The organism is Pseudomonas sp. SM4 (assembly GCF_051913165.1).
GTDB lineage: Bacteria > Pseudomonadota > Gammaproteobacteria > Pseudomonadales > Pseudomonadaceae > Aquipseudomonas.
In genome coordinates, this window is the sequence record NZ_JBODOE010000008.1 from 19017 (window position 1) to 35139 (window position 16123).

14 protein-coding genes are annotated in these 16123 nt (G+C 60.9%); 1 reads left to right on the plus strand and 13 read right to left on the minus strand.

Features of this window, described 5'->3' with window-relative positions; genetic code table 11:
* The 10 genes from trpE to ACQ4MY_RS16255 form a co-directional block, all read right to left on the minus strand.
* Positions 1-1477 (minus strand): anthranilate synthase component I (gene trpE, locus ACQ4MY_RS16210; RefSeq protein WP_440095810.1); only part of this gene is annotated, 1477 nt, incomplete at its 3' end.
* 70 nt (positions 1478-1547) lie between these two features.
* Positions 1548-2366, minus strand: coding sequence for a phosphoglycolate phosphatase (locus tag ACQ4MY_RS16215; RefSeq protein WP_212550057.1), 819 nt, complete (start codon positions 2364-2366; stop codon positions 1548-1550).
* The gene (gene rpe, locus ACQ4MY_RS16220) at positions 2363-3037 is read right to left on the minus strand and encodes a ribulose-phosphate 3-epimerase (RefSeq protein WP_007918813.1); all 675 of its coding nucleotides are present in this window, start codon (positions 3035-3037) and stop codon (positions 2363-2365) included. Before rpe ends, ACQ4MY_RS16215 begins: the two co-directional genes overlap by 4 nt.
* Positions 3038-3116: 79 nt before the next feature.
* On the minus strand, positions 3117-4265 hold the full coding sequence (locus tag ACQ4MY_RS16225) for an iron-containing alcohol dehydrogenase (RefSeq protein WP_008084118.1): 1149 nt from the start codon (positions 4263-4265) through the stop codon (positions 3117-3119).
* 226 nt (positions 4266-4491) lie between these two features.
* Complete coding sequence (locus ACQ4MY_RS16230; protein ID WP_008084123.1) at positions 4492-5316, minus strand: ABC transporter permease; 825 nt, start codon at positions 5314-5316, stop codon at positions 4492-4494.
* 13 nt (positions 5317-5329) lie between these two features.
* Positions 5330-6577, minus strand: a complete 1248-nt coding sequence (locus tag ACQ4MY_RS16235; protein ID WP_034155096.1) for an ABC transporter permease — start codon at positions 6575-6577, stop codon at positions 5330-5332.
* Positions 6578-6775: 198 nt separating this feature from the next.
* The gene (locus tag ACQ4MY_RS16240; protein ID WP_008085222.1) at positions 6776-7819 is read right to left on the minus strand and encodes an ABC transporter substrate-binding protein; all 1044 of its coding nucleotides are present in this window, start codon (positions 7817-7819) and stop codon (positions 6776-6778) included.
* Between the two features lie 48 nt (positions 7820-7867).
* Entirely contained in the window at positions 7868-8992 is a 1125-nt protein-coding gene (locus tag ACQ4MY_RS16245) for an ABC transporter ATP-binding protein (RefSeq protein WP_440095812.1), read from the minus strand.
* A 348-nt stretch (positions 8993-9340) separates the two neighbouring features.
* A complete protein-coding gene (locus ACQ4MY_RS16250; RefSeq protein ID WP_008085218.1) occupies positions 9341-9970 on the minus strand; it encodes a response regulator in 630 nt (209 codons plus the stop codon).
* Between the two features lie 118 nt (positions 9971-10088).
* Positions 10089-12482, minus strand: coding sequence for a PAS domain-containing sensor histidine kinase (locus ACQ4MY_RS16255; protein WP_008085216.1), 2394 nt, complete (start codon positions 12480-12482; stop codon positions 10089-10091).
* 73 nt (positions 12483-12555) lie between these two features.
* Here ACQ4MY_RS16255 and ACQ4MY_RS16260 point away from each other — a divergent pair, with 73 nt between their 5' ends.
* Positions 12556-13545, plus strand: a complete 990-nt coding sequence (locus ACQ4MY_RS16260; protein ID WP_440095813.1) for an alpha/beta hydrolase family protein — start codon at positions 12556-12558, stop codon at positions 13543-13545.
* Positions 13546-13645: 100 nt separating this feature from the next.
* On the opposite strand, the gene ACQ4MY_RS16265 is transcribed toward ACQ4MY_RS16260, so the two are convergent.
* The 3 genes from ACQ4MY_RS16265 to ACQ4MY_RS16275 are packed head-to-tail and all read right to left on the minus strand — an operon-like array spanning position 13646 to position 16102.
* The gene (locus tag ACQ4MY_RS16265) at positions 13646-14413 is read right to left on the minus strand and encodes a DnaJ domain-containing protein (protein ID WP_440095815.1); all 768 of its coding nucleotides are present in this window, start codon (positions 14411-14413) and stop codon (positions 13646-13648) included.
* Position 14414: 1 nt separating this feature from the next.
* Positions 14415-15086 (minus strand): N-acetylmuramate alpha-1-phosphate uridylyltransferase MurU, encoded by a 672-nt coding sequence (murU, locus tag ACQ4MY_RS16270; protein WP_440095816.1) that lies wholly within the window; start codon positions 15084-15086, stop codon positions 14415-14417.
* Positions 15083-16102, minus strand: a complete 1020-nt coding sequence (locus ACQ4MY_RS16275) for an aminoglycoside phosphotransferase family protein (protein ID WP_440095817.1) — start codon at positions 16100-16102, stop codon at positions 15083-15085. The genes murU and ACQ4MY_RS16275 overlap by 4 nt, the downstream gene beginning before the upstream one ends.
* Positions 16103-16123 lie beyond the last annotated feature (21 nt).

Here is a 16123-nt window from a genome sequence, read left to right on the forward strand (position 1 = left end):
AGTCCGGGGTTTGTTCGGCCAGGGCCACGGCGCGGAACATGGCGCGGCGTTTGTTCAGGGTTTCTTCCCATTCCAGGGCCGGCACCGAGTCGGCAACGATGCCGCCACCGGCCTGCACGTGCAGTTCGCCGTTTTTGATCACTGCGGTGCGGATGGCAATCGCGGTGTCCATGTTGCCGTTCCAGGCGAAGTAACCGACCGCACCGCCATACACACCACGCTTGACCGGCTCCAGTTCGTCGATGATTTCCATCGCACGAATCTTCGGAGCGCCGGACAAGGTGCCCGCCGGCAGAATTGCCCGCAGTGCGTCCATCGCCGTCAGCCCATCTTTCAGCTGGCCGGTGACGTTGGAAACGATGTGCATCACGTTGGAATAACGCTCGATGACCATTTTCTCGGTGAGCTTCACCGAACCAATCTCCGAAACACGCCCCGTATCATTACGGCCCAAATCGATCAGCATCAAATGCTCGGCGATCTCTTTGTCGTCCGACAGCAGGTCTTCTTCCAGCGCCAGATCGGCTTCTTCGGTCGCGCCACGTGGGCGTGTGCCGGCGATCGGGCGCACGGTAATCAAATTGTCTTCGACGCGCACCAGCACTTCCGGCGAACTGCCGACGACGTGGAAGTCGCCGAAGTTGAAGAAGTACATGTACGGCGTCGGGTTGAAGCAACGCAGCGCGCGGTACAGATCAATCGGTGCAGCCTTGAAGTCGATCGACATGCGCTGCGACGGCACGACCTGCATGCAGTCACCGGCGAGGATGTATTCCTTGATGGTGTCGACGGCTTTTTCGTAATCGTCCTGAGTAAAACTGGAACGGAATACTGGATCAGCCGATTGCTGCTTGCTGAAATCCAGGCCACGGCGCGGGGTGATCGGCTGGCGCAGTTGCTCCAGCAATTCCTGCAAACGTGCCTGACCTTGTTCGAAAGCATCGGCCTGCGCAGGGTCGGCGAGAACGATCGCGTGCATCTTGCCGGCAAGGTTGTCGAACACCACGACGGCGTCGGACACCATCAGCAGAATATCCGGCACGCCCAGTGGGTCCGGGTTCGGGCACTTGCCCAAGCGTTTCTCGACATAACGCACGCAGTCGTAACCGAAGTAACCGACCAGACCACCGTTGAAGCGCGGCAGACCGGCAATGGTCGGCACGTTGTAGCGCGTCTTGAAGGATTCGACGAAGGCCAGTGGGTCTTCAACGTCGTGGCTTTCGGTCTCGACGCCATCAACGGTGATGCTGACGTGATGATCGTGAACGCGCATGACCGTGCGGCACGGCAGACCGATGATCGAGTAACGCCCCCACTTCTCGCCACCCTGCACCGATTCGAGCAGGTAGGAGTTGGGCTGGTCGGCCAGTTTCAGGTAGATCGACAGCGGCGTGTCGAAGTCGGCCAGGGTTTCGCAGGCCAACGGAATGCGGTTGTAGCCGTCAGCGGCCAAGCGCAGGAATTCTTCGCGGATCATAAGGTGCCTCGTGGTGTGAGGTGCTATCAGTCAGGTATGCAAACGCGCCGGCAGGCCGGCCAGAAAGGAGTCAGGCGCGCCAACGCCAGCGGGCCAGGGCCTTGATGACTTTCATCCAGAGTTTGCGAGTGACCACCACGATGGCGTTTCCAGAATGGGATTGAGAAGCGTCGGGCAACGTTATCTCAGCGGCCGAACCGAGGCAACCGGGAATTAGCTTGCGCAGATCGTCGATCACCAGCGCCGGCGATTCTTCGGCAATCGGTCGGCCATGGTTGTAGCCATAACTCAGCGCCACGCACTTTACCCCCGCCGCTTTCGCCGCCAGCACATCGCTGCGCGAGTCGCCGACGAACAAGGATTGCGAGGCCGGGATGTTGGCCATTTTCATCACGAAGAACAGCGCCGCCGGATCAGGTTTCTTCTGCGGCAAGGTATCGCCGCCGATGATCCACTTGAAGTAGCGGCCGATCTTCATCTGATCCAGCAGCGGCGCGACAAAGCGCTCCGGCTTGTTGGTGATCAGCGCCATGGCCACGCCTTGCTTTTGCAGCCACTTGAGCGTGTCGCGCACGCCGGGATAGACCACGGTCAGCTCATGGCTGGCGCCATAAGCCTCCATGAACACTTCCAGCGCATGTTCGGCCTCGACGTCATCCACCGCCGAATGATCGATGCCACCGGCCAAAGCACGGCGCACCAGTACCGGCGCGCCGTTGCCGACCCATTCGCGCACCGCTTCGATGCCGGCAGGTTGGCGGCCGAGGGAGAGCAGCATGGTGTCCACCGCCGCTGCCAGGTCTGGAACCGAGTCGATCAGCGTGCCATCCAGATCGAACATCACCAGCCGAGGCAGTTTTCCCGGGAACAGCTGCTCAAACCCGCTCATGGGCGCGCCAGCGCCAGTTCGGAACGCATCTTGTCGATGACTTCCTGATAGTTCGGCGCATTGAAGATTGCCGAGCCGGCGACAAAGGTGTCAGCGCCAGCGGCAGCGATTTCGCGGATGTTGTTGACGTTGACGCCGCCGTCGATTTCCAGACGGATGTCACGGCCCGAAGCATCGATGATCGCCCGCGCTTCACGCAGTTTGTCGAGGGTACCGGGAATAAATTTCTGCCCGCCGAAGCCTGGGTTGACGCTCATCAGCAAGACCATGTCGACCTTGTCGATCACGTACTTGAGCACGTCCAGCGGGGTCGCCGGGTTGAACACCAGGCCGGATTTGCAGCCGCCTTCACGGATCAGCTGCAGCGAGCGATCAACGTGCAGCGTGGCTTCCGGGTGGAAGGTGATGTAGGTCGCGCCGGCTTCGATGAAGTCGCCGACGATACGATCCACCGGGCTGACCATCAGGTGCGCGTCGATCGGCGCGGTGACGCCGTACTTGCGCAGCGCCGCGCAGACCATCGGGCCGATGGTCAGGTTGGGTACGTAGTGGTTGTCCATGACGTCGAAGTGGACGAAGTCGGCGCCAGCGGCGAGAACATTGTCTACTTCCTCGCCGAGGCGGGCGAAGTCGGCGGAGAGAATCGACGGAGCAATTACGAAGGGCTGCATGACGCACCTTTTCTGAGCTAAATCACGATGGCGCGCATTGTAGCCTCATGCATTGCTGCGCGCACCGTGACCGCGATGATCAGTACGCCGCTCGGTAAATCTTCTCGATATCGACGGCGCTGAGTTTGCGCGGGTTATTGCGCATCAAGCGCTCGATCCCCGCGGCTTCCACCGCCATGGCCGGGATCGCTTCTTCCGGGACACCGAAACTGCGCAGGCCAGCGGGGATTTCCACCGCCGCGCACAAATCGGTCATCGCCTGCACGGCTTTATCCGCCGCCTCGGCTGCACTCAGATGAGCGGTCTTCACCCCCATGGCTTCGGCAATATCCTGCATGCGCTCGACGCAGGCCATCTTGTTCCAGGTCATGACATACGGCAGCAGCAAGGCATTGCTCACACCATGGGCAATGTTGAAGCGCCCGCCCAGCGGATACGCCAGCGCATGCACCGCACCGACCCCGGCATTACCGAACGCCATGCCGGCCATCAGGCTGGCAGTGGCCATGTCTTCGCGCGCTTGCAGGTTGGCGCCGTTGGCGTATGCCTTGGGCAAGGCTTTGGCGATAAGTTTGATTGCGCCGATGGCCAGCGCGTCGGTGATCGGTGAGGCATTCACCGACAGATAGGATTCGATGGCGTGTACCAGCGCGTCGACGCCACTGGCGGCGGTGACGCTGCGTGGGCAGGTCAGGGTCATTTGCGGGCTGACCAGCGCGACGTCGGGTAATAGATAGTCGCTGACGATGCCTTTCTTAAGTTGCGCGACTTTGTCCGAAAGGATGGCGACGTTGGTCACTTCGGAACCGGTGCCGGCGGTGGTCGGGATGGCGATCAGCGGCGGGCCTTTGCGCGGCACCTGGTCGACGCCGAACAGATCCTCCAGCGCACCGTGATATCCGGCGTAGGCCGCAACACTTTTGGCGATGTCGATGGCACTGCCGCCACCGAGGCCGATCAGGCCGTCATGCCCGCCCTCACGATAGACGCGCATACAGTCTTCAACGATGGCGATTTCCGGGTCTGGCAATACGCGGTCGAAAATCTCGTACTCGCGCCCGCCCAATTGGCACAGCGCCAGCTCGACGGTGCCGGATTTGACCAGCGCGGCGTCGGTGACGATCAGCGGGTTGTCGATGTCGAGGCGTGTGAGTTCGGCGGCCAGTTGTTCGATGGCGGCGGCGCCGGTGATCAGTTTGTGAGCGATTTTGAACTGGGACAGACTCATCGTGCGCAGCCTCTTATAGATGTGGGAGCTGGGCACAAGATTAGCTGGGGATTTGGGGTTGTCTGCTATTCACTCCATGAATGACCCAGTCGCGAGGACGGTACTCCCTGATTGTTCCCACGCTCTGCGTGGGAATACAGCCGGGGACGCTCTGCGTCCCATCCTCGAGCGGGAACGCGGAGCGTCCCGAGAGGCATTCCCACGCAGAGCGTGGGAACGATCAGCGTCAGACCTGGGCGGTGCGCAGTTTTTCGCTGCGGCCACGTAGCCATTCCAGGGTCAGCAGCAGGATGACCGAGAAGGCAATCAGCAAGGTCGCCGCAGCGGCAATCGTCGGACTGAGGTTTTCGCGAATCCCGCTGAACATCTGCCGAGGCAACGTCGCCTGCTCGGGACCTGCCAGAAACAACGTCACCACCACCTCGTCAAACGACGTCGCGAAGGCAAACAACGCCCCGGAGATCACTCCCGGCGCAATCAACGGTAAGGTCACGCGACGGAACGCGGTCAGTGGCGATGCACCGAGACTCGCGGCGGCACGCACCAGGTTGTGATTAAACCCCTGCAAGGTTGCCGACACCGTGATGATCACAAACGGCACGCCCAGCACCGCGTGCACGACGATCAGCGAGAAGAAGCTGTTGCCCAACCCCAATGGCGCGAAGAACAGGTAACTCGCCACACCAATGATCACCACCGGCACCACCATCGGCGAGATCACCAACGCCATCACCAGCGCTTTACCGGGAAAGTCACCGCGAGTCAGACCAATCGCCGCCAGCGTACCGAAGATCATCGCCAGCACCGTCGCCGCCGGGGCGACGATGATGCTGTTCTTCAGTGCGCGCATCCATTCCGCCGAGGCGAAGAAGTCGTGGTACCACTGCAGCGAGAAACCCTGCAGCGGATAGACCAGAAAACTTCCCGAGTTGAACGACAGCGGAATGATCACCAGCACCGGCAGAATCAAGAACAACAGAATCAGGCCGCAGAGAATCCGCAGGCTGTAGAACCACACCCGTTCGATGGGCGACATGTAAGGACTCAGCATCTCAAATTCCCCCTTAGCTCAGGCGCAGGCGACTGGCGCCTACCAGCCAGCTGTAAATCAGATAAAGCACCACGGTCGCCAGCAGCAACAACCCGCCCAGTGCGGTGGCCATGCCCCAGTTGATGCTGGTGTTGGTGTAGAAGGCGACGAAGTAGCTGACCATTTGATCGTTCGGGCTGCCGAGCAGCGCCGGGGTGATGTAGTAGCCGATGGCGAGAATGAACACCAACAGGCACCCGGCGCCGACACCGGCGTAGGTTTGCGGGAAGTACACCCGCCAGAAACTGGCGAACGGGTGGCAGCCGAGGGAAATCGCCGCGCGCATGTAGGTCGGCGAGATGCCTTTCATCACGCTGTAGATCGGCAGGATCATGAACGGCAGCAGGATGTGCACCATCGAGATGTACACACCGGTGCGGTTGAACACCAATTCCAGCGGTTTATCGATGATGCCCATGGCCATCAGGCCGCTGTTGATCAGCCCGCCCGATTGCAGCAGCACGATCCATGCGGCGACGCGCACCAGAATCGAAGTCCAGAACGGCAGCAGCACCAGAATCATCAGCAGGTTGCTCTGCCGCGATGGCAGGTTCGCCAGCAGATAGGCCAGTGGATAGGCGAGCAGCAGGCAGATCACGGTGATGACCAGGCCCATCCAGAACGTGCGGGCGAAGATGTCGAGGTAGATCGCCTGATCCGGGGTGGCCGGGGCGATTTCGCCGAGGTCGTCGATGCGGTGGTCGACGGACGCCAGCAAGTAGTACGGTGTGATGCTGCTGGTGTTGCGTTTGACCGCTTGCCAATAGGCCGGGTCGCCCCAACGTTCGTCGAGACCTTCCAGCGCTTCTTTATAAGAGGCCGGTTCGCTGGCGAAAGGCAGCGCCCGGGCGGTTTTGGTCAGCAGGCTGCGGTAGCCGGCCAATTCCATGTTCAAGCGCTTGGACAGATCGCCCAGCGTCTGGTTTTTACGTGCTTCGGCGAGGTCTTCGCCGGCGGCTTTGTAGACCGGTTCAGCGGGCAGGCCGCGGCCGTCCCAACTGGCGATGGCCGCCACGGTGCGCGGCATGCCGCCGACCACTTCCGGGTTGCCGACGCTTTTGTAGAGCAGCGCCACGATCGGCACCAGAAACACCAGCAACAGAAACAGCACCAACGGCGCGATCAGCGCTTGAGCCTTCCAGCGGTTGACCCGCTCGGCGCGCTTGAGCTTCTGCTTCAAGGTGGGGCTGTTGCCCTCGTTCAGGGGAACGGCGATGGCCATGACGTACTCCGCAAATCTTTGATCGTTACAGAGGCGGCGAACCACCTCGAACTTTAGCTACTGATCGTTCCCACGCTCTGCGTGGGCACGCATCCAGTGACGCTCTGCGTCACACGAGGACGCGGAGCGTCCCGGGCGGCATTCCCACGCAGAGCGTGGGAACGATCATCCGGTACACCGTCGGCCCGTGTGACGTGCTTATTTCGCAGCCCAGGAGTTGAAGCGCTGTTCCAGTTGCTCGCCGTTGTCAGCCCAGAAGCTGACGTCGATCTGCACCTGGTTGGCGATGTTTTCCGGGGTGGTCGGCATGTCTTTCAGGACATCCTTGGCCAGCAGAGGAACAGCCTGGGTGTTGGCCGGGCCGTAGGCGATGTTTTCCGAGTAGGTTTTCTGCTGTTGCGGCTGTACCGAGTAGGCGATGAACTTCTTCGCCGCTTCCGCGCGTTTGGCGTCCAGACCTTTCGGGATGGCCCAGGCGTCGAAGTCGTAGATGCCGCCGTTCCACACCACTTTCAGGTTGGATTCTTTTTGCACGGCAGCGATGCGACCGTTGTAAGCCGAGCTCATCACCACATCACCGGAAGCGAGGTATTGCGGCGGTTGCGCGCCGGCTTCCCACCACTGAATGCTTGGTTTCAGCTCATCAAGTTTCTTGAACGCGCGATCCTGGCCGCCCTTGCTCGCCAGCTCTTTGTAGACATCTTTCGGCGCCACACCATCGGCCATCAAGGCGAATTCGAGGGTGTACTTGGCGCCTTTGCGCAGGCCACGCTTGCCCGGGAATTTCTTGGTGTCCCAGAAATCCGCCCAGCTGGTCGGCGCGGTTTTCAGCTTGTCGGCGTTGTAAGCGAGTACGGTCGACCAAACGAAGAAGCCCACGCCGCACGGCTGAATCGCGCCTTTGACGTAGTCTTCGGTCTTGCCGAACAGTGCCGGGTCGAGTTGTTCGAACATGTCTTCGTCACAACCACGGGACAGTTCTGGCGATTCGACTTCGACCAAGTCCCACGACACGCTCTTGGTGTCGACCATGGCTTTGACCTTGGCCATTTCGCCGTTGTATTCGCCGGCGACGATCTTGCCGTTGCCCGCCGCTTCCCACGGTGCATAGAAGGCTTTGACTTGCGCCGCCTTGTTCGCCCCGCCAAACGACACCACGGTCAAATCCGGGCCAGCGGCCATAGCGCTTGCCGCACCCATCAGGCCCAGGGTCAGGGCGGTGAACTTCAGGGATCTCAACATTTATTGTTCTCTCCACGTGCAGGGTTGGTGTTGGTGTTGCCGGGGCGATCAGTTCGCCTCTAGAAGAGGATCGAGCGCGCGTACGTGCTCGACCTGCCAGCCAAGCGGAACCACGTCACCGACCGCGAGCGCAGGATCGAGCTCGGCAATCGGTTGTTTCACGAAGAAGTCGGTCTTGCCGCAGACTTCCAGGCGCACCCGGACGTGGTCGCCCAGATAGATGAATTCCGCCACCCTCCCTGAGAAGCGGTTGACGCATTGATCGCTCGAACCGTTGAGGCTGACGCGCTCCGGACGGATCGACAGGGTCACCGGTTCGCCGGTCTGGCCGACATTGACCGCCAGCGCCTCGACCTTTTCGCCACGGCCCAACTCGACCACGCAACGCTCGCCGGTCTGGCTGAGCAGGCGGCCGTTGAGGCGGTTGTTCTCACCGATGAAGTTGGCGACGAAGGTGTTTTTCGGTTCTTCGTAGAGGCTGCGCGGCGGGGCGATCTGCTGGATTTCGCCCTGATGAAATACCGCGACGCGGTCAGACATGGTCAGCGCTTCACCCTGATCGTGGGTCACGTAGACCACGGTCACACCGAGGCGCTGGTGCAGGTGTTTGATTTCCATCTGCATGTGTTCACGCAATTGTTTATCGAGGGCACCGAGGGGTTCGTCCATCAGCACCAGTTGCGGTTCGAACACCAGCGCTCGAGCCAATGCCACACGTTGCTGCTGACCACCGGACAACTGCGCCGGATAGCGCGAAGCGAACGCATCGAGCTGCACCATGCTCAGGACTTTCTTGACCTTGTCGTTGACGTCGCTTTTGTTCAGGCCACGGACGGTCAGCGGGAACGCGAGGTTTTCAGCGACGGTCATGTGCGGGAACAGCGCGTAGTTCTGAAACACCATGCCGATGTCGCGCTTATGCGGCGGCACGTTATTGATCGAGCGCCCGGCCAGCAGAATCTCGCCGGCAGTCGGCGTTTCGAAACCGGCGAGCATCATCAGGCTGGTGGTTTTCCCGGAACCGGACGGCCCGAGCAGGGTAAGAAATTCGCCTTTGCGAATGTCCAGGTTGAGGTCTTTGACGATCAGGTTCTCGCCGTCGTAGCTCTTCTGCACTCCACGAAAGCTGACCAGCACATCACTGGCCCCTGCGTTTGTATCGACCTGGCTCATACCCACACCTTTGTTGTTGATGACTGCTTGTGGATTAAGCCTAGTGGTTGCTGACAGGCACGCAAATCGGGGCGCAGGAGAGAATCGCCTCAGCCGGATGGAAGGTTGGGGGTAGGGATTGCCCTACAAGGATGGCGCTAACGGATACGGCAGTGAGAAGGGACAAGCTGCGAGCCGCAAGAACAAGCAAAAACGCCTGTCGCTAATGGATATGCCTACATTCTCAGGCTACACAGAGAATCCTGTGGGAGCTGGCTTGCCAGCGATAGCGGTAGTTCAGCCTGCATGGATGTGAATGACATTCCGTCATCGCTGGCAAGCCAGCTCCCACAAGGTTTTGTGATGTATCTAAAGGAGTTTGTGTTCCATCGCGTATTTGACCAGTTCGGCCAGCGAGGTGATGTTGAGCTTCTGCATCAGCCGCGCTTTGTGGGTGCTGATGGTTTTGCTGCTCAGCGCCAGTTGCTGGGCGATGTCGTTGACGTTGGCGCCTTGGGCCAGGCGCTCGAACACCGAGAATTCGCGTTCGGACAATAGCGAATGCAGCGGCCGGGCATCGGTCAGGCCGACTTCGAAGACCATGCGATCGGCCAGATCCGGATCGATGTAGCGCCCACCCGCCGCGACTTTGCGGATCGCCGTGAGCAGCAGCGCCGGATCGCTGTCCTTGGTCGCATAACCGGCCGCGCCGACCTTGAGCGCGCGCGCGGCCATCTGCGCTTCGTCATGCATCGACAGCACCAGAATCGCCGGTGGATTGTTCAGTGCGCGGATGCGCGGGATCGCCTCCAGACCATTGACCCCGGGCATGGAGATGTCGAGCAGCACCACTTCGCACGGTACATGGCGCAGGGTTTCCAGCAGTTGCTCACCATTGCTCGCCTCGCCCACCACTTGCAGATCCTTGGCCAGGCCGATCAACTGCTTGATGCCCTCGCGGACGATGGTGTGGTCTTCGGCTACCAGAACACGGATCACTTGCACTCTCCTCGGTTGTTGTTTTCAGGGCAAAAGATCGCAGCCTGCGGCAGCTCCTACATTGATCGCATTCCCCTGTAGGAGCTGCCGCAGGCTCGGGCCGCGATCGGACGATCTTTTAGCGATCCAAAGGCACCCACACTTTAAGACTGGTGCCCTCCCCCGGCTCACTCTCCAGCACCAACCGCCCACCCATGATCAACACCCGCTCACGCATGCCGACCAAACCAAACGAAGTTGGCCTACCCGTAGCGGCGACAAATCCTACGCCATCATCGGCAACCGTCAGGCACAACTCATCGCCCGCAAGCTCCAGCGTCAGTTCCACAGTATGCGCCTGAGCATGACGCATCACGTTGGTCAGCGCCTCCTGCAAAATCCGGAATAAGCCAATGGCCTTGGCATCACTGAGCGCCGGCAGATTGTCCGGCACCTGCACCAGACACGGAATCTGCGTGCGCGCTTCAAATCGCCGCGCCTGCCACTCGATCGCCGACGCGATCCCGGCATCGAGAATCGGTGGGCGCAACGCCGTCGCGACATCCCGCACCAGCTGGAACAACTGCGCGATCAGGCGCTTCATGCTGTTCAGCCGTTCATTCAGCCCTGGGTCGAGTTGCGCGTAGGCCAATTCGCACATCGATGTCTCCAGTTTCAGCACCGTGAGCATCTGCCCCAGCTCATCGTGAACTTCGCGGGCGATGCGCGCCTTCTCTTCTTCGCGCACGCTCTCCAGGTGCGCCGACAGTTCGCGCAGTTGCTCTCGCGACGCCGCCAGCTCCAGCTCGATGCGTTTGCTTTCGCTGATGTCCCAGACGATACCGTCCCAGACATACGCGCCATCTTCCAGTTGCCGGGTGATCGCCTTGATCTCGGCCCAACGCTGTTCGCCCTGCCGGGTGAGGATTCTGCCCTGCCACGACCAGTCGCTGTCGGTGTCCAGCGCCTGATCCTGGGTGCGGTGATAACTGGCCCGGTCGTCCGGATGGACCAGACTGCGCAGGCCCATATCGCGATGGGCGATGACGGCCGGGGCATAACCGACAAGGCTCTCGCTGCCTTCGCTGATGTAGGCAAAGTCGATCTGCCCGGTCACCGGCGCACGCTCCAGACGAAACACCAGCCCCGGCACGTTGGCGGCGATGCCTTGCAGCCGCGCCTCGCTTTCCTGCAACGCGGCCAGGGCGCGACGGCGCTCGGTGACGTCAGTCAGGTAAACCACCAGATACTCACTGTCACGAAAACGCAAAAAGCTCAGCGAAACATCCGCCGGCAAAATACTGCCGTCAGCGCGCACGCAACTGGTTTCAAAACTCAGCGGCCCTTCTTCACTGGCCCGCGCACGCTTCCACAGGTTGAGCCAGCGATCCATGTGCAGGCCCGGTTCGAAGTCGATCAACGGCCGCTCGATCAATCCGCCTGCGGAGTAACCGAGCATGTTCTCTGCCGCACGATTGGCGTAGCGCACATGGCTGTCCCAATTGACCCAGAGGATGCCGACGGTGCTTTGATCGATGGAAAACTGCGTCAGCCTCAGCGCTTCTTCGCTGGCGGCGCGCAAAGCGATGTCTTCGCGGGCGGCGAGCAGGCGCTGTTCGAGGCTGTGCTGTTGGCGCCGCTGCCAGAACACGATCGCCACGCAACTGAGCAGCATCACCGCAAACAACAGGCTGAGGTTCTGCCAGAAACCGGGCGACTCCGACAGTCGCGGGTATTTCGGCTGCAGCCATTGATTGTGCAGGCGCTCCAGATCTTTCGCCGGGATCGCGCGCAAAGCGCTTTGGACGATACCGGCCAGTTCCGGCCAATCCCGACGCGAGGCGACCCGCAACAATTGCGGCAGACCGATATCACCGACCACCACCAGTTCGGCGAACTCCGGCTCTGCTGACAATCGACCGAGTTGCGCCTCATCGACTACCGCATAAGACGCCTGCTGACTCAGCAACAATTGCAGCGCCTGACGTTCGAGCGGCACGCCTTGCAGGTTGAGATGGGGATAGTTGCCCCGCAGATAATCGGCGGTGGTGCTGGGCATGCGCACGGCGACGCGGGTCTGGCCGTCGAGTTTTTCCAGATCGATCGTGCCGCTGGCTTTCTGGTCGCTGACCACCAGTTGCGGCACACGCATGTACGGATCGGAAAATTGCCAGAGACGCAACGCGCCCGGGGTTTGCATCAGGCCCGGGGCGATGTCGATTTCGCCCTCGCGCACCGCTGCTTCCAGTTGCGCAAGGTCTTGAAAATTGCGCCAGCTCAGTTCGACATCGAGCACCCTGGCCAATGCTTTCATCAGTTCGACGTTGGCCCCGGACAGCTTCTGCAAACGCCGGTCGTATTGCGCAAACGGCGCCTGCAAGACCAGACCGACGCGCAACTCATGGTGCTGCGCGAGCCATTGCTGCTGGCTCGGCGACAATTGTGCGACCGGTGTCGGCGGCGCAGGCGCTGTCCAGCCCATCAAGGGAAACCACAAACAGCCGATAACCCACAGGCAGCAAAATCGCTTCATTGACGTCTCATACACTGACAAATTCTGACCAACCCATTAGGCTGCCGGGATACTTTCTGGCCTGGAATAACCGATGCCCTCTGTTTACCGCCTGGCAATGCCAGCATTGTGCCTGTCGCTGATCCTGCCTTGTGCGTTTTCCGTCGAAGCCGCCGATCCGGCGCCTGCCGCCACGGCAGAAAAACCCGCCGAAGAAAAACCGCTCGAACGCCAGCCACTGCTTGAGCGTAGTCAGGAAGAGGCCGTCGCACTCGGCCGTACGGTTCCGGCGCAAGAGCAGCAACAGTTGCAGGCTGGCGGCGAGACGTTCCTCGCCCTGTGGAAAAACGCCAACACCGCTGAACCCAAAGGTGCGGTCATTATTATCCCCGGCGCCGGCGAAACCGCTGACTGGCCTCAGGCAATCGGCCCGTTGCGGCAGAAACTGCCCGACGCCGAGTGGAGCAGCCTGAGTATCAGCCTGCCTGATCTGCAAAGCGATGCGATCGCACCGCGCGTCATTGAGCCCGTCGCCGCGCCGAAAGCGCCGGAAACCGGCAGCAAGGATGCCACCACCGCACAACCGATCGAGCAGGCCGCAGGCGGTGAAGCAGAGGTCGCCGATCAAGTCGTCGCCGAGACCGTGGAAGAACAGGAAAAGGCAGACGGCGAGCGCATCTTCACGCGCATCGACGCGGCTATTGCCTACGCCGAACAACAGGGCGCGCGCAGCATTGTCGTGCTCGGTCATGGCACCGGTGCTTATTGGGCGGCGCGTTATTTGAGCGAGAAACAGACCGCGCAGGTGGCGAAGTTTGTGATGGTCGATGCGCAGACACCGGCCAAGGCCAAACCGGCACTGGCCGAATTGACGCCGACGCTGAAATTGCCGACGGCGGATATTTTCTACATGGACAAGGTTCTGGATCGCAATGCCGCACTGGAGCGCATGCAGGCGAGCAAGCGTTTGAAGACCTCGGCGTTCAGCCAGGTGGCGTTGCAGGTGTTGCCGGACAAGAAGGCTGAGCAGGAACAGTTGTACCGTCGGGTGCGCGGCTGGTTGAATCCACAGAACAGCGACTGATAACAGCAAAAGCAAAAGATCGCAGCCTTCGGCAGCTCCTACAGGAAACGTGTTCCAAGGTAGGCGCTGCCGCAGGCTGCGATCTTTTGATCTTCAACGGTCAGCGAAAATCGCGTCGCTCGCGGATCAGCGTGTAGGCACTGTGCAGCTCCCGCGTCTTCTCGGTCGCTTCCCGCACCTGCGACGGCGTCGCGCCCGTGCCGGCAATCTTGTCCGGATGATGCCGACTCAGCAGCCGCCGGTATGCGCGTTTGATCTGCGCCGGTTCGCTATTGGCTGAAACACCGAGCAAACGCATCGCTTCCTGATAACTCACCGCCGCGCTGACAATCGGTCGCTTGCCGGGCTCGTAATCACTGGCCAACGCCTGCACCTGATGCGTCGTCCAGCCCAGCCACTTGCCCCATTGCGCCAACAACTCACGCTCATTGACGCCCGCGCGGCCATCGGCCCAGACCATCCGCCAGCAAGCACGCAAAACCCCTTCAGACGCGTGCGGCTGCGTACTCAGGCGTTTCAGATAACCACGCAGATTATCGCTACCAGACTTGCCACGGTTGAACGCGGCAATCGCCCGACGCGTCGCCGGCTCACTCATCTCCAGCGCGCGCATTTCGTTGCGCGCCTGGTGGATATGCCCGTCGGTAACACGGCCATCGCTCTTGGCCAGACGCCCAAGCAACACAAACAACAATTCGTCATTGCGCAGCATCGGCCGACCGCCGAGCTTCTCGCGCAAATGCCCCCAGCTCTGCAAGTGCAAACGCCGATCCAGCGCCTGTCCCAACAAAGCACCAAGCATGGCCCCCGGAATGCTGGCAATCGCAAAACCCGCACCGGCTCCAATCAGAGTCCCTGGCCACAACATCTCAGCGACTCGCTTCTATCAAGGTTTCGGCTTCGGCCAGACGCTCGTGGGTGCCGACATCGACCCAGTGACCTTTCAAGCGTTCGCCGCTGACCTCGCCTTGCGCCATGGCTTGGCGTAGCAGCGGTGCCAGTTTGAAAGCACCGTCGCTGCAGCCGTCGAACAATTGCGGATGAAGCACGGCGATGCCGCTGTAGGTCAGGGTCGCAGCATCTGCCTGGCCATCAATCACCTGACCGTCGACCAGGGAAAAGTCGCCAGTCAGGTGATGCCCCGGGTTGTCCGCCAGCACCAGATGCGCCAGGCCGTTGATCGGCTGGTGCAGCACGCTGAAGTCGTAATCGGTCCAGATATCCCCGTTGACCACCAGGAATGCGTCGTCGCCAAGCAATGGCAGCGCACGGAAAATCCCGCCGCCGGTTTCCAGCGGCTCGCCTTCCGGCGAGTACTGAATGCTCACGCCAAACTGCGAACCGTCGCCCAGATAATCCTCGATCTGCTGGCCGAGCCAGGCGTGGTTGATCACGATCTCGTCAAACCCTGCGGCCGCGAGGGCGCGCAGGTGATATTCGATCAGGGGCACGCCGCCAGCACGCACCAGCGGTTTCGGGGTGGTCAGGGTCAGCGGGCGCATGCGCTCGCCTTTGCCAGCCGCCAGAATCATTGCCTTCATGCTGTTGCTCCACCCCGCAGGCTGGTGAACAACGCTTGCAGCTCCGCCAGCTCAGGACGACGCGCGATCACTGCTTCTATATAAGAGAAGAAGCGCGGCACGTCGGCCAGATAGCGCGGCTTGCCGTCGCGATGGCAGATGCGCGCGAAAATGCCGATGACTTTCATGTGGCGCTGCACGCCCATCAGGTCGCTGGCACGCAGGAAGTCCTCAAAGTCCGGGTGTACCGGAATGTTCAGCGCCGAAGCTTGCTGCCAATACTTTTCCAGCCAGCCACGCACACGCTCTTCCGACCAGCTGAGGAAGGCGTCCTTGAACAGGCAGGTGACGTCGTAGGTCACCGGGCCGTAGACCGCATCCTGGAAATCCAGCACGCCGGGGTTCGGCTCGCTGAGCATCAGGTTGCGCGGCATGAAGTCGCGGTGCACCAGCACTTTGGGCTGGGCCAGGGCGCTGTCGATCAACAGGTCGCTGATCTGCTGCCACTGTTGTTGCTGAGTCGAATTGAATTCGACGCCCAGTTCACGCTTCACGTACCACTCAGGGAACAGTTCCAGCTCACGGCGCAGCAATGCGACGTCGTAACTCGGCAGCGGCGCAACCATCGGCAACTGCTGAAAAGCCAGCAATGCTTTCATGGCATCGTCGAATAACGCATCGGCATTTTCGCCATCGATCACGTCGAGATAGGTCTTGTTGCCCAGGTCATTGAGCAAAAGAAAGCCGCGCTCGAGGTCTTCGGCATAAATTTTCGGCACATTAATTCCGGATTTCGCCAGCAAAAACGCGATATCCACGAACGGTTTGCAGTTTTCCTGGGGCGGCGGCGCATCCATCACGACGAAGCTGCGACCAGCGCCTTCCCACCGGAAGTAGCGGCGGAAACTCGCGTCGCTACTGGCCGCGGTCAACGTGGCCGGGGGCACAGCGCCCCAGCCCTGATCTGCAAACAGGATTGCCAACTGCTCATCGAGCCAAACTTTCAGGTGTTGCAAGCGTACATCTTGGTCAGGCATTGCAAGGGTCTCCGACGGCGC

Bases quoted from the DNA above. Each gene is read 5' to 3' on its own strand.
- ACQ4MY_RS16215 (WP_212550057.1), bottom strand. From the start codon at position 2,366: ATGAGCGGGTTTGAGCAGCTGTTCCCGGGAAAACTGCCTCGGCTGGTG.
- rpe (WP_007918813.1), bottom strand. From the start codon at position 3,037: ATGCAGCCCTTCGTAATTGCTCCGTCGATTCTCTCCGCCGACTTCGCC.
- ACQ4MY_RS16225 (WP_008084118.1), bottom strand. From the start codon at position 4,265: ATGAGTCTGTCCCAGTTCAAAATCGCTCACAAACTGATCACCGGCGCC.
- ACQ4MY_RS16230 (WP_008084123.1), bottom strand. From the start codon at position 5,316: ATGCTGAGTCCTTACATGTCGCCCATCGAACGGGTGTGGTTCTACAGC.
- ACQ4MY_RS16235 (WP_034155096.1), bottom strand. From the start codon at position 6,577: ATGGCCATCGCCGTTCCCCTGAACGAGGGCAACAGCCCCACCTTGAAG.
- ACQ4MY_RS16240 (WP_008085222.1), bottom strand. From the start codon at position 7,819: ATGTTGAGATCCCTGAAGTTCACCGCCCTGACCCTGGGCCTGATGGGT.
- ACQ4MY_RS16245 (WP_440095812.1), bottom strand. From the start codon at position 8,992: ATGAGCCAGGTCGATACAAACGCAGGGGCCAGTGATGTGCTGGTCAGC.
- ACQ4MY_RS16255 (WP_008085216.1), bottom strand. From the start codon at position 12,482: ATGAAGCGATTTTGCTGCCTGTGGGTTATCGGCTGTTTGTGGTTTCCC.
- ACQ4MY_RS16260 (WP_440095813.1), top strand. From the start codon at position 12,556: ATGCCCTCTGTTTACCGCCTGGCAATGCCAGCATTGTGCCTGTCGCTG.
- ACQ4MY_RS16265 (WP_440095815.1), bottom strand. From the start codon at position 14,413: ATGTTGTGGCCAGGGACTCTGATTGGAGCCGGTGCGGGTTTTGCGATT.
- murU (WP_440095816.1), bottom strand. From the start codon at position 15,086: ATGAAGGCAATGATTCTGGCGGCTGGCAAAGGCGAGCGCATGCGCCCG.
- ACQ4MY_RS16275 (WP_440095817.1), bottom strand. From the start codon at position 16,102: ATGCCTGACCAAGATGTACGCTTGCAACACCTGAAAGTTTGGCTCGAT.